Raw genomic sequence first — 23957 nt, forward strand, 5'->3', positions numbered from 1 at the left:
CACCGCCCGGCGCCGGGCCCTTGCGCTCCGGGCGGGGCTGAACTGTAGTCTGGACAAGTGTCCAGAACTACCGATCGCTTGCTTCTGCTGGACGGGCGGCTCGTCCCCGGGACGGGCGGCGCCTTCGAGACGATCAACCCCGCGACCGAGGAGGTGCTCGGCACCGCCGCCGACGCCGCCCCCGCCGACATGGACCGCGCGATCGGCGCCGCCCGCCGCGCGTTCGACGAGACCGGCTGGGCGACCGACCACGCGTTCCGGGCGCGCTGCCTGCGCCAGCTCCGGGACGGCCTGCGGCGGCGCGCCGACGAGCTGCGCGACCTGACGATCCGGGAGGTCGGCGCGCCCCGCTTCCTGACGTTCGGGGCCCAGCTCGACGCGCCCGTCGACGACCTGGGCTGGTTCGCCGACCTGGTCGAGTCCTACGCGTGGGAGCGCGACCTCGGCCGGGCCGAGCCGATGGGGATGGCCAGCCACCGGCGGGTGCGCCGGGAGGCGGCGGGCGTCGTCGGCGCCGTCACCCCGTGGAACTTCCCGCACCAGATCAACCTGGCCAAGCTGGGCCCCGCGCTCGCGGCGGGGAACACGGTGGTGCTGAAGCCCGCACCCGACACCCCGTGGTGCGCGGCGGTGCTCGGCGAGGTGATCGCGGAGGAGACCGACATCCCGGCGGGCGTCGTCAACGTGGTGACGTCGTCCGACCACGGGCTCGGCGCCCAGCTGACCCGGGACCCGCGCGTCGACCTGGTGTCGTTCACCGGCTCCACCGCGACGGGACGGGAGGTGATGGCGAGCGCGGCCGGCACCCTCAAGCGGGTCTTCCTGGAGCTCGGCGGCAAGTCGGCGTTCATCGTGCTGGACGACGCCGACCTGCGGGCGGCGTGCTCGTACGCGGCGTTCTCCGGGGTCGCGCACGCCGGGCAGGGCTGCGCGATCACCACCCGGATCCTCGTCCCGCGCGAGCGCTACGCGGAGGCCGCCGAGATCACGGCGGGGACGCTGGCCAAGCTCGGCGTCGGCGACCCCCAGGACGACCGGACGATCTGCGGCCCGGTGATCTCCGCGAGGCAGCGCGAGCGGATCGAGGGCTACCTGGAGCTCGCGGTCGAGGAGGGCGGCTCGTTCGCGTGCGGCGGCGGACGCCCGGAGGGCCGCGACAAGGGCTTCTGGATCGAGCCGACGCTGATCACCGGCCTCACGAACGAGGCCCGCGCGGCGCGGGAGGAGATCTTCGGCCCGGTGCTGGTCCTCCTGCCGCACGACGGCGACGACGACGCGGTGCGGATCGCGAACGACTCGCCCTACGGGCTGTCGGGCGCGGTGCACGGCGGTGACCTGGAGCGGGCGCGCGCGGTCGCGCGGCGGCTGCGCACCGGGACGGTCAGCGTGAACGGCGGCGTCTGGTACAGCGCGGACGTCCCGTTCGGCGGTTACAAGCAGTCGGGCATCGGCCGCGAGATGGGCGTGGCCGGGTTCGAGGAGTACCTGGAGACCAAGGCGATCGCGGAGGGCTTGTGAGGTTCGAGGGAAAGGTCGCGGTCGTCACCGGGGCCGCGCAGGGCATCGGCGAGGCGTACGCGCGGGCGCTGGCGGCGGAGGGCGCGCAGGTCGTCGTCGCCGACGTGGACGAGCGCGGGCAGGGCGTGGCCGACGACGTCAAGGGGCTGTTCATCCGGACGGACGTGTCCGACCCCGCGTCGGTGGAGGCCATGGCGGCGGCCGCGAAGGAGCGGTTCGGCGGGATCGACCACCTCGTCAACAACGCCGCCATCTTCGGGACGATGAAGCTGGACTTCCTCTTCACCGTCGACTGGGACTACTACAAGAAGTTCATGTCCGTGAACATGGACGGTGCGCTGCTGTGCGCGCGCGCCTGCTACCCCCACATGCAGGAGCGCGGCGGCGGCTCCATCGTGAACCAGTCGTCCACGGCGGCGTGGCAGTACTCCGGCTTCTACGGGCTGGCGAAGGTCGGCGTCAACGGGCTGACGCAGCAGCTCGCGCACGAGCTGGGCGGCATGAACATCCGCGTCAACGCGATCGCCCCCGGTCCGATCGACACCGAGGCCAACCGGACGGTCGTGCCCGGCAACATGTCGCAGAAGATCGTCCAGGACAAGATGGCGCTCAAGCGGATGGGCGCCCCCGAGGACCTCGTCGGCGCGTGCCTGTTCCTGCTGTCCGACGACGCCGCCTGGATCACCGGCCAGATCATCAATGTGGACGGCGGCGAGGTGTTCAGGGCATGAGCGACGCGAACCGGGGGGCGCGGGGGGTCGTCCCCCCGCACGGAGCACGCATGACGGTCGCGTTCATCGGGCTCGGCCAGATGGGCGCCCCCATGGCCGGGCACCTGACCGGCGCGGGCCTGGTCGTCCACGACGCGCGCCCGGAGGCGGTGGCGCCGCTGGTGAAGGCGGGCGCACGGGCGGCCAAGAGCGTCGCCGAGGCCGCCGCGCACGCCGACCTGGTGTCGGTCATGGTGCGGGACGACGCGCAGGTGCGCGAGGTGGGCGCGGAGGTGCTCGCCTCGGCCCGTCCGGGCACGGTGCTGGCGATCCACTCGACGATCCGGGCGGCGACGGCCGAGGACCTCGCGGCGCGGGCCCGGCGCTACTCGATCGAGGTCGTGGACGCGCCGGTCAGCGGCGGCTTCATGGGGGCGAGCGCGGGCACCCTCGCGGTGATGGTCGGCGGGACGGACGAGGCGTTCGAGCGCTGCCGGGAGCCGTTCGGCGCGTGGGCGGACCTCGTCCTGCACATGGGGCCGGTGGGCGCGGGCACCCGCGCGAAGCTGGCCCGCAACATGCTGCACTTCATCTCGTTCACCGCCGCCGCCGAGGCGCAGCGGCTCGCGGAGGCGTCCGGGGTGTCGCTGCGCAAGCTCGGGCGGGTCGTCCGGCACACCGACGCGATCACCGGCGGCGCCGGCTCGATCATGCTGCGCCCGACGACCGCGCCGCTGGAGCCGGGCGACGACCTGTACGACATCCTGTGCCACACCCGGGACCTCGGCGAGAAGGACCTGTCCCTCGCCCTGGAACTGGCGGACGAGCTCGGGGTGGACGTCCCGCTCGCCCGGATCGCCCGCGACCGGTTCGGCCCCGGGCTGGGCTTGCCGAGGGGAGAAAGCCATGGATGAGCGGCGCGAGCGCGGGCTGGAGATGATGCGGCAGGTCTACGGCTGGGAGGTCGGGGACGGGCCGGGCGACTTCTTCGGCATCACCGTCGACCACCTGTTCGGCGACATCTGGACGCGTCCCGGGCTGAGCATGCGGGACCGGCGGCTGCTGCTCGTCGGCGCCCTCGCGGGGCAGGGGCTGAACGACGTCCTGGACATCCAGATCCCGGCGGCGCTCGGCAACGGCGAGCTGTCGCCGGACGAGCTCCGCGAGATCGGCATCTTCCTGACCCACTACATCGGCTGGCCGCTCGGCTCGCGGTTGAGCGTCCAGATCGACACCCTCATCGCGAAGCACGAGAAGCAGCAGCGGAAGAAAAAGGACGAATAACGGAAACCGGGCGACCGGTACGGGCGTCCAACGTCCATGCGGGGTCGAATCTCGGCAACGGCCGCAGTGACGCTCCTGGCGGCCGGCTGCTCCGGTACGCCCCCGTCCGGGCCGCGCCCCGACCCGGCGCCGGCGGTGCGGCTCGTCGCCTACGCCGGGTGCGACGCGCTGCTCGACGACCTGCGCCGCGCCACCGTCGACCGGGTCGGCCCGGACGGGCTGAGCGACGCGCCGATGCTGCCGGCGGACGGGACCTGGGCGCTGAGCAAGGGCGGCCGGCTGCCCGCCGAGGCCGCCGGGCCGCAGGAGCACTCGGCGACGAACGCCCACGAGCCGGGCGCGGACGAGCCCGACCGCGTCAAGACCGACGGCCGCCGGATCGTGGCGGTCGCCGCCGGCCGCCTCCGGGTCATCGACCCCGCCACCCGCAAGATCGCCCACACGCTGGACCTGCCGGGCTCCGGCCGGTTCGACCGCGCCGAACTTCTGCTCAGCGGCGACCGCGCGCTCGTGCTGACGAACCGCGCACCGTCCTACGCCGGCGACGCGCCGCCGCCCGGGTACACCGGCCGCGCCATGCGGCTCACGCTGGTCGACCTCGCCGGCCCGCCGAAGATCATCGGGACGATGGACTCCGACGTCCAGTACCTGGACGCGCGGCAGAGCGGCTCGACGGTGCGCGTCGTGGTGCGGTCGGAGCCGCGGATCGCCTTCCCCGGCGGGACGGGCCGGGAGGACGCGATCGAGGAGAACCGGGTGGAGGTCTGGAAGGCCCCGCTCGACGCCTGGCTCCCGGCGTTCACCCTCGGCGACGGCAGGGCGTACCGCGCGCCCTGCGACCAGGTCAGCCGCCCGTCCTCGTACAAGGGCTCGTCGATGCTGACCGTGCTCACTCTGGATCTGGGCAAGGGGCTCGGTGACCCGCAGCCCATCGCGGTCACCGCGGACGGCTCCACCATCTACGGCAACGGTAAGAGCCTGTACGTCACGGGCATGCCGCCGGAGCTGTTCAGGTGGTCGACCAAGAAGCGCCCCGAGCCGCACACCGACATCTACAAGTTCGACCTGGGCGGGAGCGGGCGCCCGCGCTACGCCGCGTCAGGGTCCGTCAAGGGGTTCCTGCTCAACCAGTACGCGATGTCCGAGCACGGCGGGAACCTCCGGCTCGCCACGACCACCGACCGGGACGGCGCCAAGTCGCAGAGCTCGGTGCACGTCCTCGCCCAGCGGGGCGCCCGCCTCGACCAGGTCGGACGGCTCGACGGGCTCGGCAAGGGCGAGCGGATCCACGCCGTCCGGTTCCTCGGCGCCACCGCCTACGTCGTGACGTTCCGGCGGACCGACCCGCTGTACGCGGTGGACCTCACCGACCCTCGCCGCCCCCGCCGCACCGGCGAACTCAAGATCACCGGCTATTCGGCGTACCTGCACCCGGCGGGCGGCGGCAGGCTCCTCGGCGTCGGCCAGGCCGCCGAGACGTCCGGCCGCACGACCGGCCTCCAGGTGTCCCTCTTCGACGTCTCCGGCGCACCGCGCAGGATCGCCGCCTACACGCTGCCCGGCGCGACGTCCCAGGTCGAGTTCGACCCGCACGCGTTCCTGTACTGGCCGAAGTCCGGACTGACCGTCGTCCCGGCGTCGCGCGGCGACGGCATGGCCGACGCGGAGGCGCTCGTCCTCACGGTGACCGGCTCGTCCATCACCCGGGCGGGCCGCATCCGGCAGCCGGGCGGCGTCGTCCGCTCCCTCGTCGTCGGCGACACCCTGTGGACGTTCTCCGACGACGGAGCCCGCGCGACCGGCACGGCCGCGCTCGACGAGAGCGCCTGGCTCCCCTACCGCTGACGCGCCCGGCTAGCGCAGGCCGGTCGAGCGCTTCAGCGCCGTCTGGATGAGCCGGTCGACCAGCGCCGGGTAGTCCAGCCCGGTCGCCGCCCACATCTGCGGGAACGCCGACGCGGGGGTGAAGCCCGGCATGGTGTTGATCTCGTTGAGGACCCACCGGCCGTCCGGCGTGTAGAAGAAGTCGACGCGGGCGAGGCCCTCGCAGTCGAGCGCCTCGAACGCCTGCACGGCGACGCGGCGGACCTCCTCGATCGCGGCGGGCGGCAGGTCCGGCGGGATCGCCATCGAGGTGGAGCCGTCGAGGTACTTGGTCTCGAAGTCGTAGAAGTCGTGCTCGCCCGCCATCAGCACCTCGGCGGGCAGGCTCGCCTCGGGCGGGCCGTCGTCCACGCCCTGCAGGACGCCGCACTCGACCTCGCGGCCCGCGATCCCGGCCTCCACGACCACCTTCGGGTCGTGCTCGCGGGCCGCCTCGACCGCCGCCTCCAGGTCGGCCTCGTCGGTGACGCGGGTGATGCCCATGCTCGACCCGGCGCGGGCCGGTTTGACGAACACCGCGGCGCCGTCCGCGAGGCCCAGCTCCTTGATCTCGTCGATCTTGCGCTTGCGCTCGCGCCGCCACTCCCGGTCGCCGACCAGCACGTACGGGCCGACGGGCAGGCCGCGCGCCTGCCAGACGAGCTTCATGTACCCCTTGTCCATGCCGACGGCGCTGGCCAGCACCCCGGCGCCGACGTAGCGGACGCCCGCCAGGTCGAGCAGGCCCTGGATCGTGCCGTCCTCGCCGTAGGGGCCGTGCAGCAGCGGCAGGACGACGTCGACCTCGGCGAGCGTGTCGGGGACCTCGCCCGGCCGGACCACCATCAGCCCGCGGCTGTCGGGGTCGAACGGCAGCGCGAGGGCCCTGCCGGCGCCGGTCACCTCGGGCAGCCGGCCGCCCTCGATCGCGAGCGGCAGGTCGGCGGGCGGCAGCACCCAGCGGCCGTCGCGGGCGATGCCGATCGGCACCACCTCGTACCGGTCCCGGTCGATGGCGGCCATGACGGCGCCCGCGGTGACGCACGAGATCGCGTGCTCGGAGCTGCGTCCGCCGAAGACCACGGCCACGCGGATCTTAGAAACCTGGGACATGAGGTCCGACCCTACCGGTGATCAGTCCGGCTCGGCCACGAGCGGCCGGGCGCGGCGGGACGCGGGGCGGCGGCACGTCACACCCCATAACGCTCGGGCTTCGGGGACCGCGAGATCAGCGAGACCGCCGCCTCCTTGATCGGCATGCCGTGGTGCAGCACGGCGGTGACCGCCTCGGTGATCGGCATCTCGACGTTGTGCTTGCGGGCCAGCTCCAGCACCGCCTCGGACGACTTCACGCCCTCCGCGGTCTGCTTGGTGACGGCGATGACCTCGTCGAGGGTCATGCCGCGGCCGAGGTTCTCGCCGAACGTCCGGTTCCGCGACAGCGGCGAGATGCACGTCCCGACGAGGTCGCCCATGCCGGCGAGCCCGGCGAAGGTGTGCTCGTCGGCGCCGAGCGCCGCGCCGAGCCGGGCGATCTCGGCGAGCCCGCGGGTGATCAGCAGCGCCTGGGTGCTGGCGCCGAAGCCGAGCCCGACCGACATGCCGACGCACAGCGCGACGATGTTCTTCACCGCGCCGCCGAGCTCGCAGCCGACCACGTCGGTGGAGGTGTAGACGCGGAAGTACGGGGTCATCGTCGCGGCCTGCAGGCGCCGCGCGACGGCCTCGTCCACGCAGGCGGCGACGGCCGCGCCCGGCTCCCCGCTCGCGATCTCGCGGGCCAGGTTGGGGCCGCAGAACACGCCGACCCGCTCCTGCGGGACGTCGGCGACCTCGCGGATCACCTCCGACATCCGCCGGGCGGTGCCCATCTCGACGCCCTTCATCAGGCTGACGAGCACCGCGTCCGGCGGCAGGTGCGGCACCCACGCGCCGAGGTTCTCGCGCAGCGTCTGCGCGGGCACGGCGAGCGCGACGAAGTCGGCGCCCTTCAGCGCCTCCGCCGGGTCGAGGGTGGCGCGGACGCCCGGCGGCAGCGTGACGCCGGGCAGGTAGTCGGGGTTCTCGTGCCGCTCGTTGACCGCCTCGACGACCTCGGGGCGGCGGCCCCACAGGACGACGTCGCCGCCCGCGTCGTGCAGCAGCTTGGTGAACGTCGTCCCCCAGGATCCGGCGCCCATCACCGCGGTACGGAAGGTCACGAGCCGTCCGCCTTCCGGTCGGCGGTGCCGCGCGCGGCGGGCGTGCGGCCGCCCGGCCCCGGCTCGGCCTGCCCCGGCTCGGCCGGCTCCGCGGGCGCCGGCACGGCGGCCTGCGCGGCCCGCGCGGCGCGGCGGCGCTCCTCCAGCACCAGGTGGTGGTCGTAGCGCTCCTTCGGCGGCTCCTCGCCGCGCAGCTCGCCGAGGAGGCCGGCGATCGCCGCCATGATGTCGCCGGTGGCGGCGCGCAGCGTCTCCTTGCTCAGCGGCAGACCCTCGTACGCCGACAGGTCCACCGGCGGCCCGGCGATCACCTTCATCGTCTTGCGGGGCAGCGGGTGGAAGCCCTTCTTCAGGCTGCCCGCCAGGCCCTTCTGCTCGCCCTTCTTGTACGGCATCAGCTCGTGCGCCCCCCAGCTCGCGACGGGGACGACCTTCGCGCCCGTCGTCAGCGCCATGCGGGCGACGCCCGTCTGGCCGGTCATCGGCCACAGCTCCGGGTCGCGGGTGCAGCTGCCCTCCGGGTAGAACATCAGGCACTCGCCGTCTAGCAGCGCCCTCTCCGCGTCCTTCAGGGCGAGCGAGGCGTCGGCGCGGTCGCGGTACACGGGGATCTGGCCGGTGCCGCGCAGCACGCTGCCGATGAACTTCACGTCGAACAGCGTGGACTTGGCCAGGTAGACCGGGTAGCGGCCCGACTCGTAGACGAAGTGGGCGAGCGCCAGGGGGTCGGACTCGGAGATGTGGTTGGCGGCGATGATGACGCCGCCCTTCCCGGGTACGTTGCCCCGGCCGCGCCAGTCCCGCTTCAGGAGCCCGAACAGCAGCGGGCGCAGGATGACGATGGTGAGCTTCCGCCAGCGCGGCGAGTACCCGTGGCTCATGCCCGTCCCCTCCTCATTCCTTCCCCTCCTCGCTTCATCCCCCGGATGAACGTGGGGTGTCATCAAGTGTCGCGGTTGCGTGCGCATAGTGTCGAGTTGCCATGTCTACAACAGCACGGGCCCGCGCCGCGCGGAACGCGCCCCGCCCGCCCTGGTCGCTCGTCGTCCCCGTCAAGGTGCTCGCCAGGGCCAAGACCCGCATGTCCGCCGCGGCGGGCCCGCACCGGGAGGCCCTCGCGCTCGCGGTGGCGGCCGACACGGTCGCGGCGGCGCTGCGCTGCGACCGGGTCCGCGACGTGATCGTTGTCACCGACGATCCCCTTCCGGCGGCCGAGCTCGCCGCCCTCGGCGCCCGCGTGGTGCCCGACGTGCCGGACGCCGGCCTGAACCCGGCGCTGGTGCACGGCGCGGGCCGGGGGCGCGAGCTGTTCCCGGACGCGGGCGTCGGCGCCCTCTCAGCGGACCTTCCCGCGCTGCGGCCGGATGAACTCGCCCGCGTCCTCGACGCCGCCGCGGCCGCGCCGCAGGCGTTCGTCCCGGACGCGGCGGGCGTCGGCACGACGCTGTACACGGCCCGTCCGGGCGTGCCGTTCGCCCCGGCGTTCGGCGGCGGGTCGCGGGCGGCGCACCGTTCCCGCGGCGCCGTGGAGATCGTCCTGCCCGGCATCGACAGCGTACGCCGCGACGTCGACACTCCGGAGGACCTCCGCGAGGCCCTCGCGCTCGGCACCGGCCCCCGCACCGCCGAGGTCGCGGCCCTGCTGCCCTCGGTGGCCTAGAGTTCCGGTCATGCAGGGGACGGTGAAGGCGTTCGACGCGGAGACCCGGTCGGGGAGCGTCCTCCTCGACGACGGCACGGAGCTGGCGTTCGACGCGGACGCGTTCGCGGCGGGCGGGCTGCGGCTGCTGCGGTTCGGCCAGCGGGTGAACCTCGCGGTGGAGGGCGGCCCGGGCGGCCGGGTCACCGCCGTGACGCTGTCGACGTTCCCGCTGCCCACCTGACGTTCCCGCTGCCCACCTGACCCGTGGACGCGTCAGCGCCCGGGACCGTTCGGACGGTCCCGGGCGCTGACGCGGCGTGGCTACTTCTTGCCGGCCACCAGGTTCTTGAAGTCCGCGCCGGCCTTGAACTTCGGCACGGACGTCGCGGGAACCTCGATGGTCTTGCCCGTTGCGGGGTTGCGGGCCGTACGGGCAGGCCGGTCGGCCTTCTCGAACGAACCGAACCCGGTGATGGCGACCTTGTCGCCCTTGGCGACGGCGTTCTGGATCGCCTCCAGGATGGCGTCGACGGCCTCGGCTGCGGCCTTCTTGCTGCCCAGCCGGTCAGAGATGGCGTCGACCAGCTCACGCTTGTTCATGGGTTACTCCTCTAGTTCCCCCCTTGCCCGAACGAAACTAAGGGACCCTCAGCATGGACACAATCACCTGCACGCAAGAGTTGGCGTGTCGCTGGCGTTTTTGTCGGCCTCGCCCCCGTCTCGCCGGGTGACCGGACCGGATCCGGCCACTGCGCACGCTAACCGACGTCGGCCCCGTCTTGGAAATCGGCGAGGAACGCGTCCAGCCTGCGAGCGGCCAGTCCGGCGTCCCGTTTCGCCAGATCGGTGATCGCCAGCAGGTGCCGGATGAGCCGCTGCCGGGTCTCGGCCGGAAGCGGCGCCACCGCCCGATGAGCGTCACGCAACTGGCGCGCGAGCAGCATCAACGCGGGATCGTCCCACTCCGGCCCGGTCCACGGGACGGCGCTCAATTCCATTCCCCCAAACGGTCGGCGAGCATGGCACACCCGAAATTGTCCCTGGTGCCGCCGGCCACCGACACGCCCGGGGTCCCCATGAGCGCGGCCCGCGCCTTTCGGAGGGGCCTCCTCCGGGGTCGCGGGCCTGCTCGACGACGGGGGTTCCAGGGGTCGCCCCCTGGGCTCACACGGTGGTGGGGAACCAGTCCTGGCGGGACTTCTCGAACTCGTTGATGGCGTCGGCGTGGCGGAGGGTGAGGCCGATGTCGTCCAAGCCCTCCATGAGGCGCCAGCGGGTGTAGTCGTCGATCTCGAACGACGCGGTCTCCCCCGCGTAGCGCACCTCGCGCTTGTCCAGGTCGACGGTGATCTCCAGCGCCGGGTCCTTCTCGATCCGGGCCTGGAGGTCCTCCACCTGCTCGCCGGTCAGGATGACCGGCAGCAGCCCCATCTTGGTGGAGTTGTTCCGGAAGATGTCACCGAAGCGCGGGGCGATGATGACGCGGAAGCCGTACTGCTGGAGGGCCCAGACGGCGTGCTCGCGGGACGAACCGGTGCCGAAGTCGGGCCCGGCGACCAGGACGCCGGCGCCCTCGTACTGGGGCTGGTTCAGGACGAACTCGGGGTCCTCCCGCCAGGCGGAGAACAGGCCCTTGTCGAACCCGGTGCGGCTGACCTGCTTCAGCCAGACGGCCGGGATGATCTGGTCGGTGTCGACGTTGCTGCGGCGCAGCGGGACCGCGCGCCCGGTGTAGGTGGTGAACGCTTCCATCGTGGTTCCCTCTAGAGGTCGGCGGGGGCGGTCAGGCGGCCGGTGACGGCGGTCGCGGCGGCGACGGCGGGCGACACCAGGTGGGTGCGGCCGCCGGGTCCCTGGCGTCCCTCGAAGTTGCGGTTGGACGTGGAGGCGCTGCGCTCGCCGGGCGTGAGCTTGTCCGGGTTCATCGCCAGGCACATCGAGCAGCCCGCCTCGCGCCACTCGGCACCGGACGCGGCGATGACCGCGTCCAGGCCCTCCTCCTCGGCCTGCTTCTTGACCTTCATGGAGCCGGGGACGACCAGCATCCGGACGCCGTCGGCGACCTTGCGGCCCTCCAGCACCCCCGCGACGGCGCGCAGGTCCTCGATGCGGCCGTTGGTGCAGGAGCCGACGAAGACGGTGTCGACCCGGATCTCGCGCAGCGGCGTCCCGGCGGTGAGGCCCATGTAGTCGAGGGCGCGCTCGGCGGCCTGGCGCTGGACCGGGTCGGCGAAGGACGCGGGGTCGGGCACGGACTCGCCGAGCGGCAGGCCCTGGCCGGGGTTGGTGCCCCAGGTGACGAACGGGGTCAGCGAGGCCGCGTCGATCACGACCTCCTTGTCGAAGACCGCGTCGTCGTCGGTGCGCAGGGACGTCCAGTACTCGACGGCCCGGTCCCAGTCCTCGCCCTGCGGCGCGTGCGCGCGGCCCTTGAGGTACTCGAACGTGGTCTCGTCCGGGGCGATCATCCCGGCGCGGGCGCCGGCCTCGATGGACATGTTGCAGACCGTCATGCGGCCTTCCATCGACAGCGAGCGGACCGCCTCGCCGCGGTACTCGATGATGTGGCCCTGGCCGCCGCCGGTGCCGATCTTCGCGATGATCGCGAGGATGAGGTCCTTGGCGGTGACGCCCGCGGGCAGCGCGCCCTCGACGGTGACGGCCATCGTCTTCGGCTGGACCTGCGGCAGCGTCTGGGTGGCGAGGACGTGCTCGACCTCGCTGGTGCCGATGCCGAAGGCGAGGGCGCCGAACGCGCCGTGCGTGGAGGTGTGCGAGTCGCCGCAGACGACGGTCATGCCGGGCTGGGTGAGGCCGAGCTGCGGGCCCATGACGTGGACGATGCCCTGCCCGTCGTCGCCCATCGGGTGCAGCCGGACGCCGAAGTCGGAGCAGTTCTTGCGCAGCGTCTCGACCTGGGTGCGCGACACCGGGTCGGCGATGGGCTTGAGCAGGTCCGTGGTCGGGACGTTGTGGTCCTCGGTGGCGATGGTCAGGTCGGGGCGGCGGACCTTGCGGCCGGCCATCCGCAGCCCGTCGAACGCCTGCGGGCTCGTGACCTCGTGGACGAGGTGCAGGTCGATGTAGAGGAGGTCGGGCTCACCCTCGGCGCGCCGCACGACGTGCGCGTCGTAGACCTTCTCGGCCAGTGTTCGGCCCATCACTCCCACCTCACCTGTAAGGATCGTCGGTGCCCGGCGCAGGTCGCCGGCGCACCGTGGTCTCGGTCACCCTGACTTGCAATCTCACATTACGAGACGTCAATATCAAGACATGGACAACTCTAGCGGAGTCGGCGTACTTGACAAAGCGGTTCTCGTACTGAACGCGCTGGAGGCCGGCCCGGCCTCGCTCGCCCAGCTCGTCCAGACGACCGGGCTGGCCCGCCCGACCGCGCACCGGCTGGCCGTCGCGCTGGAGCACCACCGCCTCGTGCACCGCGACACCCAGGGGCGCTTCATCCTCGGGCCGCGGCTCGCCGAGCTGGCCGTCGCCGCCGGCGAGGACCGGCTGCTCGCCATCGCCCAGCCCATCCTGGCCCAGTTGCGCGACCTCACCGGCGAGAGCGCCTCCCTGTTCCGCCGGCAGGGGGACGTCCGGGTGTGCGTGGCCGCCGCCGAGCGGACCAGCGGCCTGCGCGACACCATCCCGGTCGGCGCGGCGCTGCCGATGACGGCGGGGTCGGCCGCGCAGATCCTGCTCGCCTGGGAGGAGCCCGACCGGCTGCACCGGGGGCTGCGCAACGCCAAGTTCGAGGCGACGACGCTGGCGTCGGTCCGGCGGCGCGGGTGGGCGCAGAGCGTCGGCGAGCGCGAGCAGGGCGTGGGGTCGGTGTCGGCCCCGATCCGCGGCGCCGGCGGCCGGGTGATCGCGGCCGTCTCGGTGTCCGGGCCGCTGGAGCGGCTGACCCGCTCCCCCGGCCGGCTGCACGCCGGGCCGGTGGCCGCCGCCGCCGAGAAGATCTCCGAGGGGATGCGCCGCACCGCGTCCTGACCCGGCGCACCGGACGACGGGAGAACCGAACAACCAGAACAACCCGGACAGACATTGGATAGTGCCAGTATCCAATCCCCCGGCCTCGCTACCGTTGGCCTCCGGCGAAGGGGGTTCGACGGTGCAGATCTCCGAGCTCAGTGATCGGAGCGGTCTGACGATCCAGACGATCAAGTTCTACATCCGGGAGGGACTGCTCCCCAAGGGCTCGACCGTCAGCGCGACCCGCGCGGAGTACGACGGCCGCCATCTGGAGCGGCTGCGGCTGATCAACGCCCTGCGCGAGGTCGGGGACCTGCCCGTCGCGGCGATCCAGCAGATCATCGCGGCCGTCGAGGACGACCGGGTCAGCCTGCACGACCTGTTCGCCACCACCCGGCACGCGATCGGCCCGCACGTCGCCGCCCCGCACGACCCGCACTGGCGCGCCGCCCGCGAGGACGTGGACGCCCTCGTCCGCGAGCTCGGCTGGACGGTCGGCCCCGACGCCCCCGCCCGCGACCTGCTCGCGCACACGTTCACGGCGCTGCGCCGCCTCGGCTTCCCCATCACGCTCACGGACCTGCGCCCCTACGTCAACGCCGCGACCGAGGTCGCCGAGCACGAGATCGGCCGGGTCGGCGAGGGCGCGCCCCGCAGCCGGACGGTCCATTCGCTGCTCGTCTCCACCGTGCTCTACGAGCAGGTGCTCACCGCCCTGCACCGGCTGGCCCAGGAGGACGCCTCGGCCCGCCGCTTCGGCACCCGCTGAACCACCCCCCACCAGGCATTTCCCAGATTATCAGTCGGAATTGATTTTCCGTCCCGAAAATGGCGGGGGCACTTTCATCGCCTATTATGAATGGCGATGACCGCGACACGGCACTCGTCCTCCCCGCGCGGCAGGTGGGCCGACCGCCTGCTCGCCGAAGGCGACGACCCCGACCCCAGATTCACCCTCGCCAACGAGCGCACGTTCCTGGCCTGGATCCGCACGGCGCTGGCCCTGATCGCGGGCGGCGTCGGCGCGGCGCTCGCCGGCGACTTCCTCGAACCGGTGCTGCGGCACGGCCTCGCGATCGCGTTCGCCGGGACCGGCGCGCTCACCGCCGTGCTCGCGTTCCGCCGCTGGCTGCGCACCGAGCGCGCCCTGCGCCGCGACGAGACGCTGCCGCCGCCCGCGCTCGCCCCGGTCATGGCCTACGGCATCGCGATCGCCGCGATCGCCCTGCTGGTCGCGCTCCTGGTCACGCGGTGAAGCTCTGGGACCGGGGGGCGCAGCCGGAGCGGACGGCGCTGGCCTGGTCCCGCACCACCCTGTCCCTGACCGTCGCGGGCCTGCTGTGCGTGCGGCTCGCACCCTCGGCCGCCGGGATGGCCGCCGCCGCGGCCGTCGTCTGCGGCAGCGCCGCGCTGCTGGTGCGGCGCACGCGGGCCGGGCTGCGGACGCGGGCGCACCGGCTGCCCGCGGGCGGCGGCGCGGCCGACCCCGGCTCCATCGTGCTCATGACGGGCCTGGCGCTGCTGCTGGCCCTGGCGGCGATCCTCTTCGCCTTCGGCTGATCCGGCCTGCCATGCGTTGTCCGCATGGCAGGCGTGCGAACCCTTCGCTGGTGTCATGACATAAAGGCGCCTAGCGTCGATCGCGCCATGACAAGAATCGCTTTTCTCGGACTGGGGCGCATGGGCGCCCCCATGGCCGCGCGGCTGCTCGCCGCCGGCCACGACCTGGCCGTCTGGAACCGGACGCCCGCCCGCGCGGCGCCGCTCGCGGGGGCCGGCGCCACCGCGGCGGCCACGCCCGCCGAGGCCGCCGCCGGCCGCGACCTGGTGATCACGATGCTCACCGACGCGGACGCGGTGGAGGCCGCCCTGTTCGGTCCCGCCGGGGCGGTCGCCGCGCTGGCGCCGGGCGCGGTGATCGCCGACATGTCGACGATCGGTCCGGACGCCGTCCGCCGCGTCCGGGACCGGCTGCCCGCCGGGATCGGCTTCGTGGACGCGCCCGTCTCCGGGAGCGTCCCGCAGGCGGAGGCGGGCGAGCTGGTGATCCTCGCGGGCGCGGCGGAGGCCGACCTGGCCCGCTGCGCGGCCGCGTTCGAGGCGCTCGGGCACGTCCGGCACGCCGGACCGCCCGGCGCGGGCGCCGCGCTCAAGCTGGTGGTGAACGGCGCGCTCGTCGCGGGCTTCGCCACGCTGGGCGAGGCCCTCGCCGTCGCCGACCGGCTCGGCGTCGACACCGGCCTGGCCCTGGAGCTCCTGTCCCGCGTCAGCCCGCAGGCACGCCGCCTGCTGGACGGCGAGGGCCCGCCCCGCTTCACCCTCGCGCTCGCCGCCAAGGACCTCGGCCTCGCGCTCGACGGCGCCGCGCAGGGCGGCGTCCTGTCCGCCGTCCAGGCGCGTGTGCAGGCCGCGCTCGGCGACGGGCTCGGCGGCCGCGACCTCACCTCACTCACCGACCACATCAGGAGAAACGCACAGATGCGCGTCACGCTCGGCAACCCGGACACCGTTCCCGCGCCGCCGAACCCCGCCTACTCTCACACCGCGTACGTCACCCAGGGGCCGATGCTCTACGTGTCGGGGCAGATCGCCATGGACGAGGACGGCAAGGTGGACGCCCCCGGCGACATGACCCGCCAGTGCGAGGTGATCTTCTCGTTGCTCGGCCGCATCCTCACCGCGCACGGCGCGGGCTTCGACGACGTCGTCAACATCCGCACGTTCCTGACCGACATGGATCTGCGCGCCGAGTACGCGGCGGTCCGCTACCGGCACATCACCGGCACCCCGCCGACCAGCACGACCGTGGAGGTGCCGCGCCTCTTCCACCCGGACGCGCTGATCGAGATCGAGCTCGTCGCCGCGGTCCCCTGACGCCTCGGGAGCAAAGAGGCTAAGGGCGCAGGTCCCCGGCCACGTCACGCAGGTCCCCCAGGAACGCCGTGACGGCCGGGGACCGCCGCGCGTGTCGCCCCACCGCCGCGTAGACGGTGCGGCGCGGCCCCCGGCCGGACGCCACGGCGCGCAGCACCACCCCGTCCCGCACCACGGCCGAGGCCGCCAGCGCGGGCACGAGCGTCACGCCGAATCCCTCCGCGACCAGGCCCAGCTTGGAGATCCACTCGGCGACCCGGATCGGGGTCTCCGGGACGAACCCGGCGGCCTCGCAGCGGGCGCGCAGCGCGGCGATCGCCTCGGGGTCGTCGGCGACGATCCACGGCTCGGCGGCCAGCTCGTCCAGCGGGACGCGGTCGCGCGCGGCGAGCCGGTGCCCGCTCGGCAGCGCGACGAGCAGCGCGTCGTCCAGCAGCGGCACGAGGTGGTCGGCGTCGAGCGACGGGTGCTTGTGCGTGCTGACCAGCACGATGTCGAGGTCTCCCGCGTCCAGCATCGGCAGCAGCCGCTCGGTCGTCCCCTCCCGCAGCACCGGCCGCACGCCCGGATGGCGGGCCCGGAACCGGGCGAGGGCGCGCGGCACGAGCACGGCGTTGGCCGTGGGGAAGGCGCCGAGGCGCAGCGTCCCGGTGTCGAGGCGGCGCAGCCCGTCGAGCGCGCGGGCGGTGGCGGCGAGCCGGTCGAGCAGCGCCCGCGCGTGCGGCAGCAGGTGCTCCCCGGCGGGGGTCGGCCGGACGCCGCGCGCGCCGCGGGCGAACAACTCCACCCCGCAGACGTCCTCCAGCGCGGCGACCTGCCGGGACACCGCCGACTGGGTGTAGCCTTCGGCGGCCGCGGCGGCGGTGAAGGAGCCGAGGTCGGCGACGGCGACGAACGTCCGCAGCAGGACGGGATCGAGGGTTTCGGCGCGCACCCGTGCAGGATACGAGCAGCCGGGAGCACGGGCTGATCACCGGCTTGGTACCCTTTTGCCTCTCACCCTCCGTCATCACCGCAGGTCCCGCCGAGGTCGCCCATGTCCGAGAGCCGTCCGTTCGTCAGTCTGGCGACCGACTTCGGCGCCGCCTACACGTCCATCTGCGCCGGCGTGGTCTACACGATCGCGCCCGAGGCCACCGTGCTCGTGCTGAGCGACGAGATCACGCCGTTCGACGTCCGCGAGGGCGCGATGCTGCTGCGCCAGGCGCTCCCGTACCTGCCGGTCGGCGTCCACACCGGGATCGTCGACCCCGGCGTCGGGACGCCGCGCCGCCCCGTCGCGGTCGAGACCGGGCGCGGGGACGTGCTCATCGGCCCCGACAACGGGCTGCTCGTCCCCGCCGCCGAGGTCCTGGGCGGGGTCGTCCGGGCGCACGCCCTGGAGAATCCCGCGTACCGGCTGCCGGAGGTGTCGACCTCCTTCCACGGCCGCGACATCTTCTCCCCCGCCGCCGCGCACGTCGCGAACGGCGTCGCCGTCGCCGACCTCGGTCCGGCGGTCGAACTGCTGCCGCTGGACGTCCCGCCCCCGGTGGCGGGCGACGGCCGCCTCACCGTTCCCGTGCTCTACACCGACCGCTTCGGCAGCCTCGTCCTCGGCGCCGAACCCGGCGATCTGACCGCCGCGTTCGGCGAGCTGCCGCCCGGGACTCCGCTGGACGTCGCTTGGACCGTTCCGGCCCCGGGCTCGGCGCGGGTGGCCTTCGCGGAGACCTTCGGCGCGGTCGCGCCCGGCGAGCCGCTGCTGTGGACGGACTCGTCCGGCTGGCTCGGCCTCGCCGTCAACCAGGGATCGGCCACCGATGCCCTCGGCCTCAAGGGTGTGCGGTCCCTCACGCTGCGCCCGGCCACTCCCCGTTCTGCCTGATAACAAAACGACCGCTGGAGGCCCCCTATGCACCGCCGCCCCCTGGCGGCCGTCCTCACCGGACTGGCCGCGCTGACCCTCGCCGTCACCGCCTGCGCCCCGCAGGAGGACGACACCGCCGCCGCCTCCAAGAGCCCCGCGTCCTGCACGAAGGACAAGCTCGCCCTGAAGACGCCCGGCAAGCTGACGGTCGCCACCGACAAGCCCGCGTTCGAGCCGTGGTTCAAGGACGACGACCCGAAGAACGGGCAGGGCTTCGAGAGCGCCGTCGCCTACGCGGTCGCCGGCAAGCTGGGCTTCACCAAGGACGAGGTGGCCTGGACGGTCGAGTCGTTCGAGTCGTCCTACGCGCCCGGCACGAAGAAGTTCGACTTCGACATCAACCAGATCTCCGTCACCCCCGCGCGCGAGAAGGCCGTGACGTTCAGCGACGGCTACTACGAGGTCCAGCAGGGCGTGGTCGCGCTGGAGGGCACCAAGTTCGCGGACGCGTCGAGCATCGCCGAGCTGAAGGGCGCGAAGATCGCCGTGCAGGTCGGCACGACCTCCTACCAGGCGGTCAAGAACCAGCTCAAGCCGGACGCCGAGCCGAAGGTGTTCAACAACCAGATCGACGCCGTCAACGCGCTGAAGAACAAGCAGGCGGACGTGCTGCTGGTCGACCTGCCGACGGCGTTCTACGTGACCGCCGCCCAGGTCGAGGGCTCCAAGATCGTCGGGCAGCTGCCGCAGACGCAGGGCGGCGAGACCGAGCACTTCGGGCTGCTGCTGGAGAAGGGCAACCCGCTCGTCGGCTGCCTCGACCAGGCGATCGGGGAGCTGAAGTCGTCCGGTGAGCTGGCGAAGATCGAGGAGCGGTGGCTGACGTCGTCGGCGGGCGCTCCCGTGCTGAAGTGACCGCGTCCGGGACGAGCGCGCCCGGCGACGGCGCCTGGGTCAAGAGCGCACGGCAGCTCGACCGGGAGCGCCGGCGCCGCCGCGCCGGCGCCCGGTCGGCGTCCCTCGCCACGGCGTCGACCGTGCTGTTCGCGGTCGTCGTCGTGGCGGTCGTGGTGTCCTCGCCCGGCTGGCCCCGGGTGCAGGAGACGTTCTTCTCCTGGGGCGAGTTCACCGACGCGTTCCCCGACGTGCTGCGCGGCTTCTGGCTGAACGTCCGGATCTTCCTGATCGCCGAGCCGGTGATCCTGGCCGTCGGGCTGCTGGTGGCGCTCGCGCGGGGGCTGCGCAGCCCGCTGTTCTTCCCGCTGCGGGCGCTCGCCGTCGCCTACACCGACGTGTTCCGGGGCATCCCGACGATCCTGCTGGTGTACCTGGTCGGGTTCGGGCTGCCCGCGCTGCGGCTGCAGGGCATCCCGGACAATCCGGCCGTGCTGGGCGGGTTCGCGCTGGTGCTGTCCTACGGCGCGTACGTCGCGGAGGTGTTCCGCGCCGGGATCGACTCGATCCATCCGAGCCAGCGCGCCGCCGCGCGGTCGCTCGGCCTGAGCCGCACGCAGAGCCTCCGGTTCGTGGTGCTGCCGCAGGCGGTGCGCCGGGTCGTGCCGCCGCTGCTGAACGACTTCGCGTCGCTGCAGAAGGACACCGCGCTCGTCGCCGTCCTCGGTCCGCTGGAGGCGCTCCGGCAGGCGCAGATCCACTCGGCCGACACCTTCAACTACACGCCGTTCCTGGCCTCGGCGGTGCTGTTCATCGCGCTGACGGTGCCGATGGCCCGGTTCACCGACCATCTCGCGGCGCGCGCGGAGCGGCGCCGCGCCCCCGGAGGCGGCACATGAGCGAACCGCTGCTGCGCGTCGAGGGCGTGTGGAAGACCTACCACGCGCATCCGGTGCTGCGCGGCGTCGACCTGGACGTCGCGCCGCACGAGGTCGTCTGCCTGATCGGCGCGTCCGGCTCGGGCAAGTCGACGCTGCTGCGCTGCGTCAACGTGCTGGAGACCGTCGACGACGGGGCGATCTTCCTGGACGGCGACGACATCACCGACCCGGACGCCGACCCCGACGACGTCCGCAAGCGCATCGGGATGGTGTTCCAGTCCTACAACCTGTTCCCGCACATGTCGGTGCTGGACAACATCACCCTCGCGCCGGTGCGCGTCCACAAGCGGCGGCGCGCCGAGGCCGAGAAGGACGCCCGGGAGCTGCTGGAGCGGTTCGGGCTCGCCGACAAGGCCGGCGAGTACCCCGACCGGCTCTCCGGCGGGCAGCAGCAGCGCGTCGCGATCGTCCGGGCGATGGCGGGGCGGCCCAGCCTGCTGCTGCTGGACGAGGTGACGTCCGCGCTCGACCCCGAGCTGGTCACCGAGGTGATGGACATCATCCGGGAGCTGAAGGACTCCGGCATGACGATGGTCCTGGCGACGCACGAGATGGGCTTCGCCCGCGACATCGCCGACACCGTGTGCTTCCTGCACGACGGCGTGCTGCTGGAGCGCGGTCCCGCCGAGCGGATCTTCACCGAGCCCGCGGAGCCGCGGACCCGCGAGTTCCTGCGCCGGGTCCTGGAGTCCCGGAGGCTGTAGGAGACTGATCGGCGTGGCAGATCTCGATGTGGTGGCGTGGGTGCAGGTGGCGGACGGCCGGATGCTCGCGGTCCGGTCGCGGGGCCGCGACCTGCTCTACCTTCCGGGCGGCAAGCGCGAGCCGGGCGAGGACGACTGGTCGGCCCTGTCCCGCGAGGTCCGGGAGGAGCTCGCGCTGGAGCTGGACCGGGCGTCCTTCCGGGAACTGGGCGTCATCCGCGCGCCCGCCCACGACCAGCCCGACTTCGCCCACGTGCGGATGGCCTGCTTCACCGCCGCGTACCGGGGCGCGATGACCGCGGCCGGCGAGGTGGACGAGTACGTCTACGTGGGGCGCGGCGAGCGGCACCTGCTCGCCCCGGCGGCGCGGGCCGCGCTCGACCTGGCCGGGGAGCACGGCCTCCTGAACTGACCGGTCCGGGGTTCACCTCGCCAGCGCCACGCCGGCGCCGATCCCGAGCGCCAGCGAGAGCAGCGCGGCGGCGACGGCGACCGCCGTGGCGCCCCGCGCCGGACGGGACGTCCCGTCCGGCCGCCGGAACGCCGGGACGATCCAGCGCAGGTAGTAGAAGACGCTCGCGACCGTGTTGACGGCGGCGACGACGGCGAGCCACAGGTAGCGGCCGTCCAGGGCCGCGCCGAACATCAGGACCTTCCCGACGAACACGGCGGTCGGCGGGGTGCCGATGAAGCCGAGCAGGCAGATCACCAGTGACAGGCCGAGCAGCGGTGAGCGGCGCATCAGCCCCGCGTATCCGGCGAGGTCGTCGCGTCCGGCGGCGAGGACCACCGCGAACGCGCCCGCGTTGGTCACCGCGTAGGCGGCGACGTAGTACAGCAGCGCGGGCTCGGCCAGGTCGGTGCGTCCCGCCATCGCGACGGGGACGAGCAGGTAGCCCGCCTGGCTGACGGTCGAGTAGGCCAGCAGCCGCCGCACGTTGTCCTGCCCGAACGCGGCGAGGTTGCCGAGCGTCATGGTGGCCGCCGCGACGACGGCGACGAGCGTGGGCCACCCTGCCGCGCCGGGCGGGAGGGCCTCGGCGCCGAACCGGTAGAGGGCGGCGAACGCGCCGATCTTCGGGACGGTCGTGACGAACGCGGCGACGGCCGGCGGCGAGCCCTCGGTGACGTCCGGGACCCAGAAGTGCCCGGGGACCGCGCCCGCCTTGAACAGCAGCCCGGCGAGCAGCGCGACGACGCCGGCGGCGACCGCCGCCGAGGGGGCGTCGGCGAGTCCCGCGCGCAGCGCCGCGTAGGAGGTGCCGCGCCCCACCCCGGACAGCACCGTCACCCCGGCGAGCATGAACACGCCGAGCAGCGCCCCCATCAGGTAGTACTTCAGCGCGGCCTCGGTGCCCGGCGCGTCCTTGCCGAACCCGGCGAGGGCGTAGGCGGGGATGCTCGCCAGCAGGTAGGCGGCGACCAGCACCAGCAGGTCGGACGAGGCGCCCAGCACGATCGCCCCGAGCGCCGACAGCAGGATCAGGACGTAGTGCTCGCTCTCCCGCGGATGGCCGCGCACCGGCCCGGCGGCGAGGGCCAGCACGGCGAGCGTCGCGGCCATCACGGTGATCCGGGTGACGTGCGTGATCGGGTCGACCTCGAACGCGTCGAACACCGCCAGGTCGGCGCGGGTCGCGGCCACCCCGGCGGCGACGAGCCCGGCGGTGAGCCCCGCCGCGCAGATCACCGCGACCCGCCACTGCCGGGTCCGCGGCAGGAACAGCCCGTTGACCAGGCCGAGGACGGCGGCGAGCAGGACGCACAGCTCGGGGGCGAGGTCGGCGGGGTTCTCGTTCATCACCGTGCCGCGTCACCGTCCCACGAGCCCGACGACGGCGGCCGAGACGGGCTCGATCGTGTCGAGCAGGCCGCGCGGCACCACGCCGATGAGCAGCGACAGGAGCAGCAGCGGGACGAGCGCGGCGAGCTCGGGACGGCGCACGTCGGTGACCCGCTCGGTCAGCTCGCCGGGCGGCCCGAGCACGGCCCGGTGCAGGACGCGCAGGAACAGCCCGGCCGTGATCAGGATGCCGAGGACGGCGAGCGCGCCGGCCACGGCGGCCGCGGCGGTGCCGCTGCCGATCGTCCCGGCGAAGATCTGGAACTCGGCGATGAACCCGGACAGGCCGGGCAGCCCGAGCGAGGCGAACGCGGCCACCGCGAACAGCCACGCGAACACCGGCGCGTTCCGCGCGATCCCGCCGAACCGGCCGATGTCATAGCTGTCGGCGCGGTCGTGCAGGACCCCGGCCAGCAGGAACAGCGCGCCGGTGACGAGCCCGTGGCTGACCATCTGCGTCACCGCGCCGGTCACCGCGAGGCGCCGCGCGTCCGCGTCGCCGGACGCGTACCCGGCCGCGCCCAGCGCGAGGACGATGTAGCCCATGTGGTTCACGGACGTGTAGGCGATGAGCCGCTTGACGTTGTCCTGCGCGAGGGCGACCAGCGCCCCGTACAGGACGCTGACCAGCCCGACGATCAGGAAGGCGAGCGCATAGCGGCGCCAGGCGTCCGGCAGCATCGGCATCGCGATCCGGACGAGCCCGTAGGTGCCCATCTTCAGCATCACCCCGGCGAGGATCGCCGACCCGGCGGCGGGCGCGTCGGTGTGCGCGGGGGGCAGCCAGGTGTGGAACGGGACGACCGGCGTCTTGATGCCGAGCCCGATCGCCACGGCGAGCAGCGTGAGCCCGGCGAGCCCGCCGTGCAGCGGCGGGTTGCGGGTCAGCTCGACCATGTCGAAGGTGTTGGGGTCGGCGCCGAGGTAGAGGCCGATGAAGCCGAGCAGCAGGACCAGCGACCCGAGGAAGGTGTAGAGGAAGAACTTCAGCGCCGACCGCGACCTGTCGCCGTGCCCCCACAGCAGGATCACGAAGTACATGCCGACGATCGACAGGTCGAAGAACACGAAGAACAGCAGGAGGTCGAGGGCCGCGAACAGGCCGAGGCACACCGTCTCCAGGAAGAGGAACAGCATCGCGAACGCCCGCACCCGGTGCGTGTGCCGCAGGGAGTACACCGCGCAGGCCGCGAACAGAACGGCGGTGAGGGCGAGCAGCGGCAGCGACAGGCCGTCCACGCCGACGTGGTAGCCGGCCCCGACGGACGGGATCCACCGCACGTCGGTCTCGTACGAGAGACCGCCGCCGGTGCCGTGCGCGACCCACATCCAAGTGACGAGCGCGACCTCCGCGAGGCTGACGGCGGTCCACGTCCACGGCACCGCGCGGCGCGGGACGGCCGGCAGCACGGCCGCGACCAGGACGGGCAGGAAGATCACCAGTGTCAGCATCGGCTCACCCGGCCAGGACGGCGACGACGACGAGCACCGCGAGCACCACCGCGGCCTGGGCGTAGTACAGGTGCACCTGCCCGGTCTGCGGGCGGCGGGCCAGCGCGGCGAGGGCGCGGGCGGCGCGCACCACCAGGGCGGTCACACCGTCCACGCGGATCTCGACCCGGCGCCCGGCCAGGCCCGCCGCCCACCGGCCGCCGCGCG

27 protein-coding genes and 1 pseudogene are annotated in these 23957 nt (G+C 73.5%); 17 read left to right on the forward strand and 11 right to left on the reverse strand.

Annotated elements, in window-relative coordinates:
* The first annotated feature begins 57 nt into the window (after window positions 1-57).
* The 5 genes from AB0K34_RS31000 (at window position 58) to AB0K34_RS31020 (ending at window position 5357) form a co-directional block, all read left to right on the forward strand.
* The gene (locus AB0K34_RS31000; RefSeq protein ID WP_364552555.1) at window positions 58-1518 is read left to right on the forward strand and encodes an aldehyde dehydrogenase; all 1461 of its coding nucleotides are present in this window, start codon (window positions 58-60) and stop codon (window positions 1516-1518) included.
* Window positions 1515-2249 carry an SDR family oxidoreductase gene (locus tag AB0K34_RS31005; protein ID WP_364552557.1) on the forward strand — a complete coding sequence of 245 codons (735 nt, stop codon included), beginning with the start codon at window positions 1515-1517 and terminating at the stop codon, window positions 2247-2249. Before AB0K34_RS31000 ends, AB0K34_RS31005 begins: the two co-directional genes overlap by 4 nt.
* Window positions 2250-2299: 50 nt before the next feature.
* Window positions 2300-3142, forward strand: a complete 843-nt coding sequence (locus tag AB0K34_RS31010) for an NAD(P)-dependent oxidoreductase (RefSeq protein WP_364552559.1) — start codon at window positions 2300-2302, stop codon at window positions 3140-3142.
* A complete protein-coding gene (locus tag AB0K34_RS31015) occupies window positions 3135-3512 on the forward strand; it encodes a carboxymuconolactone decarboxylase family protein (RefSeq protein WP_138636385.1) in 378 nt (125 codons plus the stop codon). Before AB0K34_RS31010 ends, AB0K34_RS31015 begins: the two co-directional genes overlap by 8 nt.
* A 66-nt stretch (window positions 3513-3578) precedes the next feature.
* Window positions 3579-5357 (forward strand): beta-propeller domain-containing protein, encoded by a 1779-nt coding sequence (locus AB0K34_RS31020; RefSeq protein WP_364552561.1) that lies wholly within the window; start codon window positions 3579-3581, stop codon window positions 5355-5357.
* A 9-nt stretch (window positions 5358-5366) separates the two neighbouring features.
* Here the strand turns inward: AB0K34_RS31020 and AB0K34_RS31025 are convergent, their stop codons facing one another.
* The 3 genes from AB0K34_RS31025 to AB0K34_RS31035 form a co-directional block, all read right to left on the reverse strand.
* A complete protein-coding gene (locus AB0K34_RS31025; protein WP_364552564.1) occupies window positions 5367-6488 on the reverse strand; it encodes a D-alanine--D-alanine ligase family protein in 1122 nt (373 codons plus the stop codon).
* A gap of 77 nt (window positions 6489-6565) precedes the next feature.
* Complete coding sequence (locus AB0K34_RS31030) at window positions 6566-7555, reverse strand: NAD(P)H-dependent glycerol-3-phosphate dehydrogenase (RefSeq protein ID WP_138636392.1); 990 nt, start codon at window positions 7553-7555, stop codon at window positions 6566-6568.
* Between the two features lie 17 nt (window positions 7556-7572).
* Window positions 7573-8457, reverse strand: coding sequence for a lysophospholipid acyltransferase family protein (locus tag AB0K34_RS31035; protein ID WP_364552567.1), 885 nt, complete (start codon window positions 8455-8457; stop codon window positions 7573-7575).
* A 101-nt stretch (window positions 8458-8558) separates the two neighbouring features.
* On the opposite strand from AB0K34_RS31035, the gene cofC reads away from it, so the two are divergent.
* Window positions 8559-9236: a 2-phospho-L-lactate guanylyltransferase gene (cofC, locus tag AB0K34_RS31040; RefSeq protein ID WP_138636381.1), complete on the forward strand. Its 678-nt coding sequence runs from the start codon at window positions 8559-8561 to the stop codon at window positions 9234-9236.
* Between the two features lie 10 nt (window positions 9237-9246).
* On the forward strand, window positions 9247-9459 hold the full coding sequence (locus AB0K34_RS31045) for a hypothetical protein (RefSeq protein ID WP_138636380.1): 213 nt from the start codon (window positions 9247-9249) through the stop codon (window positions 9457-9459).
* 80 nt (window positions 9460-9539) lie between these two features.
* Here AB0K34_RS31045 and AB0K34_RS31050 read toward each other — a convergent pair whose 3' ends face one another.
* The 4 genes from AB0K34_RS31050 to leuC form a co-directional block, all read right to left on the reverse strand.
* Entirely contained in the window at window positions 9540-9818 is a 279-nt protein-coding gene (locus tag AB0K34_RS31050; protein ID WP_021598708.1) for an HU family DNA-binding protein, read from the reverse strand.
* 158 nt (window positions 9819-9976) lie between these two features.
* Window positions 9977-10216: a hypothetical protein gene (locus tag AB0K34_RS31055; RefSeq protein WP_138636379.1), complete on the reverse strand. Its 240-nt coding sequence runs from the start codon at window positions 10214-10216 to the stop codon at window positions 9977-9979.
* A 166-nt stretch (window positions 10217-10382) separates the two neighbouring features.
* Window positions 10383-10970 (reverse strand): 3-isopropylmalate dehydratase small subunit, encoded by a 588-nt coding sequence (gene leuD, locus AB0K34_RS31060; RefSeq protein WP_138636378.1) that lies wholly within the window; start codon window positions 10968-10970, stop codon window positions 10383-10385.
* A gap of 11 nt (window positions 10971-10981) precedes the next feature.
* Window positions 10982-12379, reverse strand: coding sequence for a 3-isopropylmalate dehydratase large subunit (gene leuC / locus AB0K34_RS31065; protein WP_138636377.1), 1398 nt, complete (start codon window positions 12377-12379; stop codon window positions 10982-10984).
* A 112-nt stretch (window positions 12380-12491) separates the two neighbouring features.
* On the opposite strand from leuC, the gene AB0K34_RS31070 reads away from it, so the two are divergent.
* The 5 genes from AB0K34_RS31070 to AB0K34_RS31090 all read left to right on the forward strand — a co-directional run bounded on the left by AB0K34_RS31070 (window position 12492) and on the right by AB0K34_RS31090 (window position 16067).
* Window positions 12492-13211: an IclR family transcriptional regulator gene (locus AB0K34_RS31070; protein WP_364552571.1), complete on the forward strand. Its 720-nt coding sequence runs from the start codon at window positions 12492-12494 to the stop codon at window positions 13209-13211.
* A gap of 121 nt (window positions 13212-13332) precedes the next feature.
* Window positions 13333-13962 carry a MerR family transcriptional regulator gene (locus AB0K34_RS31075; protein ID WP_138636375.1) on the forward strand — a complete coding sequence of 210 codons (630 nt, stop codon included), beginning with the start codon at window positions 13333-13335 and terminating at the stop codon, window positions 13960-13962.
* 96 nt (window positions 13963-14058) lie between these two features.
* On the forward strand, window positions 14059-14448 hold the full coding sequence (locus tag AB0K34_RS31080) for a DUF202 domain-containing protein (RefSeq protein WP_138636374.1): 390 nt from the start codon (window positions 14059-14061) through the stop codon (window positions 14446-14448).
* Window positions 14445-14753, forward strand: a complete 309-nt coding sequence (locus AB0K34_RS31085) for a DUF202 domain-containing protein (RefSeq protein WP_138636373.1) — start codon at window positions 14445-14447, stop codon at window positions 14751-14753. Before AB0K34_RS31080 ends, AB0K34_RS31085 begins: the two co-directional genes overlap by 4 nt.
* An 87-nt stretch (window positions 14754-14840) precedes the next feature.
* A complete protein-coding gene (locus AB0K34_RS31090; RefSeq protein ID WP_364552574.1) occupies window positions 14841-16067 on the forward strand; it encodes an NAD(P)-binding domain-containing protein in 1227 nt (408 codons plus the stop codon).
* A gap of 19 nt (window positions 16068-16086) precedes the next feature.
* On the opposite strand, the gene AB0K34_RS31095 is transcribed toward AB0K34_RS31090, so the two are convergent.
* The gene (locus AB0K34_RS31095) at window positions 16087-17001 is read right to left on the reverse strand and encodes a LysR family transcriptional regulator (RefSeq protein ID WP_364552577.1); all 915 of its coding nucleotides are present in this window, start codon (window positions 16999-17001) and stop codon (window positions 16087-16089) included.
* Window positions 17002-17103: 102 nt separating this feature from the next.
* Here AB0K34_RS31095 and AB0K34_RS31100 point away from each other — a divergent pair, with 102 nt between their 5' ends.
* Genes AB0K34_RS31100 through AB0K34_RS31120 form a run of 5 tightly spaced genes read left to right on the forward strand, consistent with a single transcriptional unit; the run spans window position 17104 to window position 20867 of the window.
* Window positions 17104-17934, forward strand: a complete 831-nt coding sequence (locus AB0K34_RS31100; RefSeq protein ID WP_364552579.1) for an SAM-dependent chlorinase/fluorinase — start codon at window positions 17104-17106, stop codon at window positions 17932-17934.
* A 27-nt stretch (window positions 17935-17961) separates the two neighbouring features.
* Entirely contained in the window at window positions 17962-18831 is an 870-nt protein-coding gene (locus AB0K34_RS31105) for an ABC transporter substrate-binding protein (RefSeq protein WP_138636370.1), read from the forward strand.
* Complete coding sequence (locus tag AB0K34_RS31110) at window positions 18792-19709, forward strand: amino acid ABC transporter permease (RefSeq protein WP_301177848.1); 918 nt, start codon at window positions 18792-18794, stop codon at window positions 19707-19709. The genes AB0K34_RS31105 and AB0K34_RS31110 overlap by 40 nt, the downstream gene beginning before the upstream one ends.
* Window positions 19706-20455: an amino acid ABC transporter ATP-binding protein gene (locus tag AB0K34_RS31115; protein ID WP_301177849.1), complete on the forward strand. Its 750-nt coding sequence runs from the start codon at window positions 19706-19708 to the stop codon at window positions 20453-20455. The genes AB0K34_RS31110 and AB0K34_RS31115 overlap by 4 nt, the downstream gene beginning before the upstream one ends.
* A gap of 13 nt (window positions 20456-20468) precedes the next feature.
* Window positions 20469-20867 carry an NUDIX domain-containing protein gene (locus tag AB0K34_RS31120; protein ID WP_138636368.1) on the forward strand — a complete coding sequence of 133 codons (399 nt, stop codon included), beginning with the start codon at window positions 20469-20471 and terminating at the stop codon, window positions 20865-20867.
* Window positions 20868-20879: 12 nt separating this feature from the next.
* On the opposite strand, the gene AB0K34_RS31125 is transcribed toward AB0K34_RS31120, so the two are convergent.
* The 3 genes and pseudogenes from AB0K34_RS31125 to AB0K34_RS31135 form a co-directional block, all read right to left on the reverse strand.
* Entirely contained in the window at window positions 20880-22256 is a 1377-nt protein-coding gene (locus AB0K34_RS31125; protein ID WP_364552583.1) for an NADH-quinone oxidoreductase subunit N, read from the reverse strand.
* Between the two features lie 12 nt (window positions 22257-22268).
* Complete coding sequence (locus AB0K34_RS31130; protein ID WP_364552585.1) at window positions 22269-23750, reverse strand: NADH-quinone oxidoreductase subunit M; 1482 nt, start codon at window positions 23748-23750, stop codon at window positions 22269-22271.
* Window positions 23751-23754: 4 nt separating this feature from the next.
* Window positions 23755-23957, reverse strand: a pseudogene (locus tag AB0K34_RS31135) (NADH-quinone oxidoreductase subunit L); the annotation flags it as partial.

The sequence above is a fragment of the Actinomadura sp. NPDC049382 genome (assembly GCF_040677125.1).
Classification (GTDB): domain Bacteria; phylum Actinomycetota; class Actinomycetes; order Streptosporangiales; family Streptosporangiaceae; genus Spirillospora; species Spirillospora geliboluensis.

Excerpts from the sequence above, each read along its gene's own strand:
- AB0K34_RS31030 (WP_138636392.1), bottom strand. The coding sequence starts at position 7,555 with ATGGGCGCCGGATCCTGGGGGACGACGTTCACCAAGCTGCTGCACGAC.
- AB0K34_RS31100 (WP_364552579.1), top strand. The coding sequence starts at position 17,104 with ATGTCCGAGAGCCGTCCGTTCGTCAGTCTGGCGACCGACTTCGGCGCC.
- AB0K34_RS31115 (WP_301177849.1), top strand. The coding sequence starts at position 19,706 with ATGAGCGAACCGCTGCTGCGCGTCGAGGGCGTGTGGAAGACCTACCAC.
- leuD (WP_138636378.1), bottom strand. The coding sequence starts at position 10,970 with ATGGAAGCGTTCACCACCTACACCGGGCGCGCGGTCCCGCTGCGCCGC.
- AB0K34_RS31070 (WP_364552571.1), top strand. The coding sequence starts at position 12,492 with ATGGACAACTCTAGCGGAGTCGGCGTACTTGACAAAGCGGTTCTCGTA.
- AB0K34_RS31045 (WP_138636380.1), top strand. The coding sequence starts at position 9,247 with ATGCAGGGGACGGTGAAGGCGTTCGACGCGGAGACCCGGTCGGGGAGC.
- cofC (WP_138636381.1), top strand. The coding sequence starts at position 8,559 with ATGTCTACAACAGCACGGGCCCGCGCCGCGCGGAACGCGCCCCGCCCG.
- AB0K34_RS31080 (WP_138636374.1), top strand. The coding sequence starts at position 14,059 with ATGACCGCGACACGGCACTCGTCCTCCCCGCGCGGCAGGTGGGCCGAC.
- AB0K34_RS31105 (WP_138636370.1), top strand. The coding sequence starts at position 17,962 with ATGCACCGCCGCCCCCTGGCGGCCGTCCTCACCGGACTGGCCGCGCTG.
- AB0K34_RS31025 (WP_364552564.1), bottom strand. The coding sequence starts at position 6,488 with ATGTCCCAGGTTTCTAAGATCCGCGTGGCCGTGGTCTTCGGCGGACGC.
- AB0K34_RS31050 (WP_021598708.1), bottom strand. The coding sequence starts at position 9,818 with ATGAACAAGCGTGAGCTGGTCGACGCCATCTCTGACCGGCTGGGCAGC.
- AB0K34_RS31035 (WP_364552567.1), bottom strand. The coding sequence starts at position 8,457 with ATGAGCCACGGGTACTCGCCGCGCTGGCGGAAGCTCACCATCGTCATC.
- AB0K34_RS31130 (WP_364552585.1), bottom strand. The coding sequence starts at position 23,750 with ATGCTGACACTGGTGATCTTCCTGCCCGTCCTGGTCGCGGCCGTGCTG.
- AB0K34_RS31010 (WP_364552559.1), top strand. The coding sequence starts at position 2,300 with ATGACGGTCGCGTTCATCGGGCTCGGCCAGATGGGCGCCCCCATGGCC.
- leuC (WP_138636377.1), bottom strand. The coding sequence starts at position 12,379 with ATGGGCCGAACACTGGCCGAGAAGGTCTACGACGCGCACGTCGTGCGG.
- AB0K34_RS31055 (WP_138636379.1), bottom strand. The coding sequence starts at position 10,216 with ATGGAATTGAGCGCCGTCCCGTGGACCGGGCCGGAGTGGGACGATCCC.
- AB0K34_RS31090 (WP_364552574.1), top strand. The coding sequence starts at position 14,841 with ATGACAAGAATCGCTTTTCTCGGACTGGGGCGCATGGGCGCCCCCATG.
- AB0K34_RS31125 (WP_364552583.1), bottom strand. The coding sequence starts at position 22,256 with ATGAACGAGAACCCCGCCGACCTCGCCCCCGAGCTGTGCGTCCTGCTC.
- AB0K34_RS31015 (WP_138636385.1), top strand. The coding sequence starts at position 3,135 with ATGGATGAGCGGCGCGAGCGCGGGCTGGAGATGATGCGGCAGGTCTAC.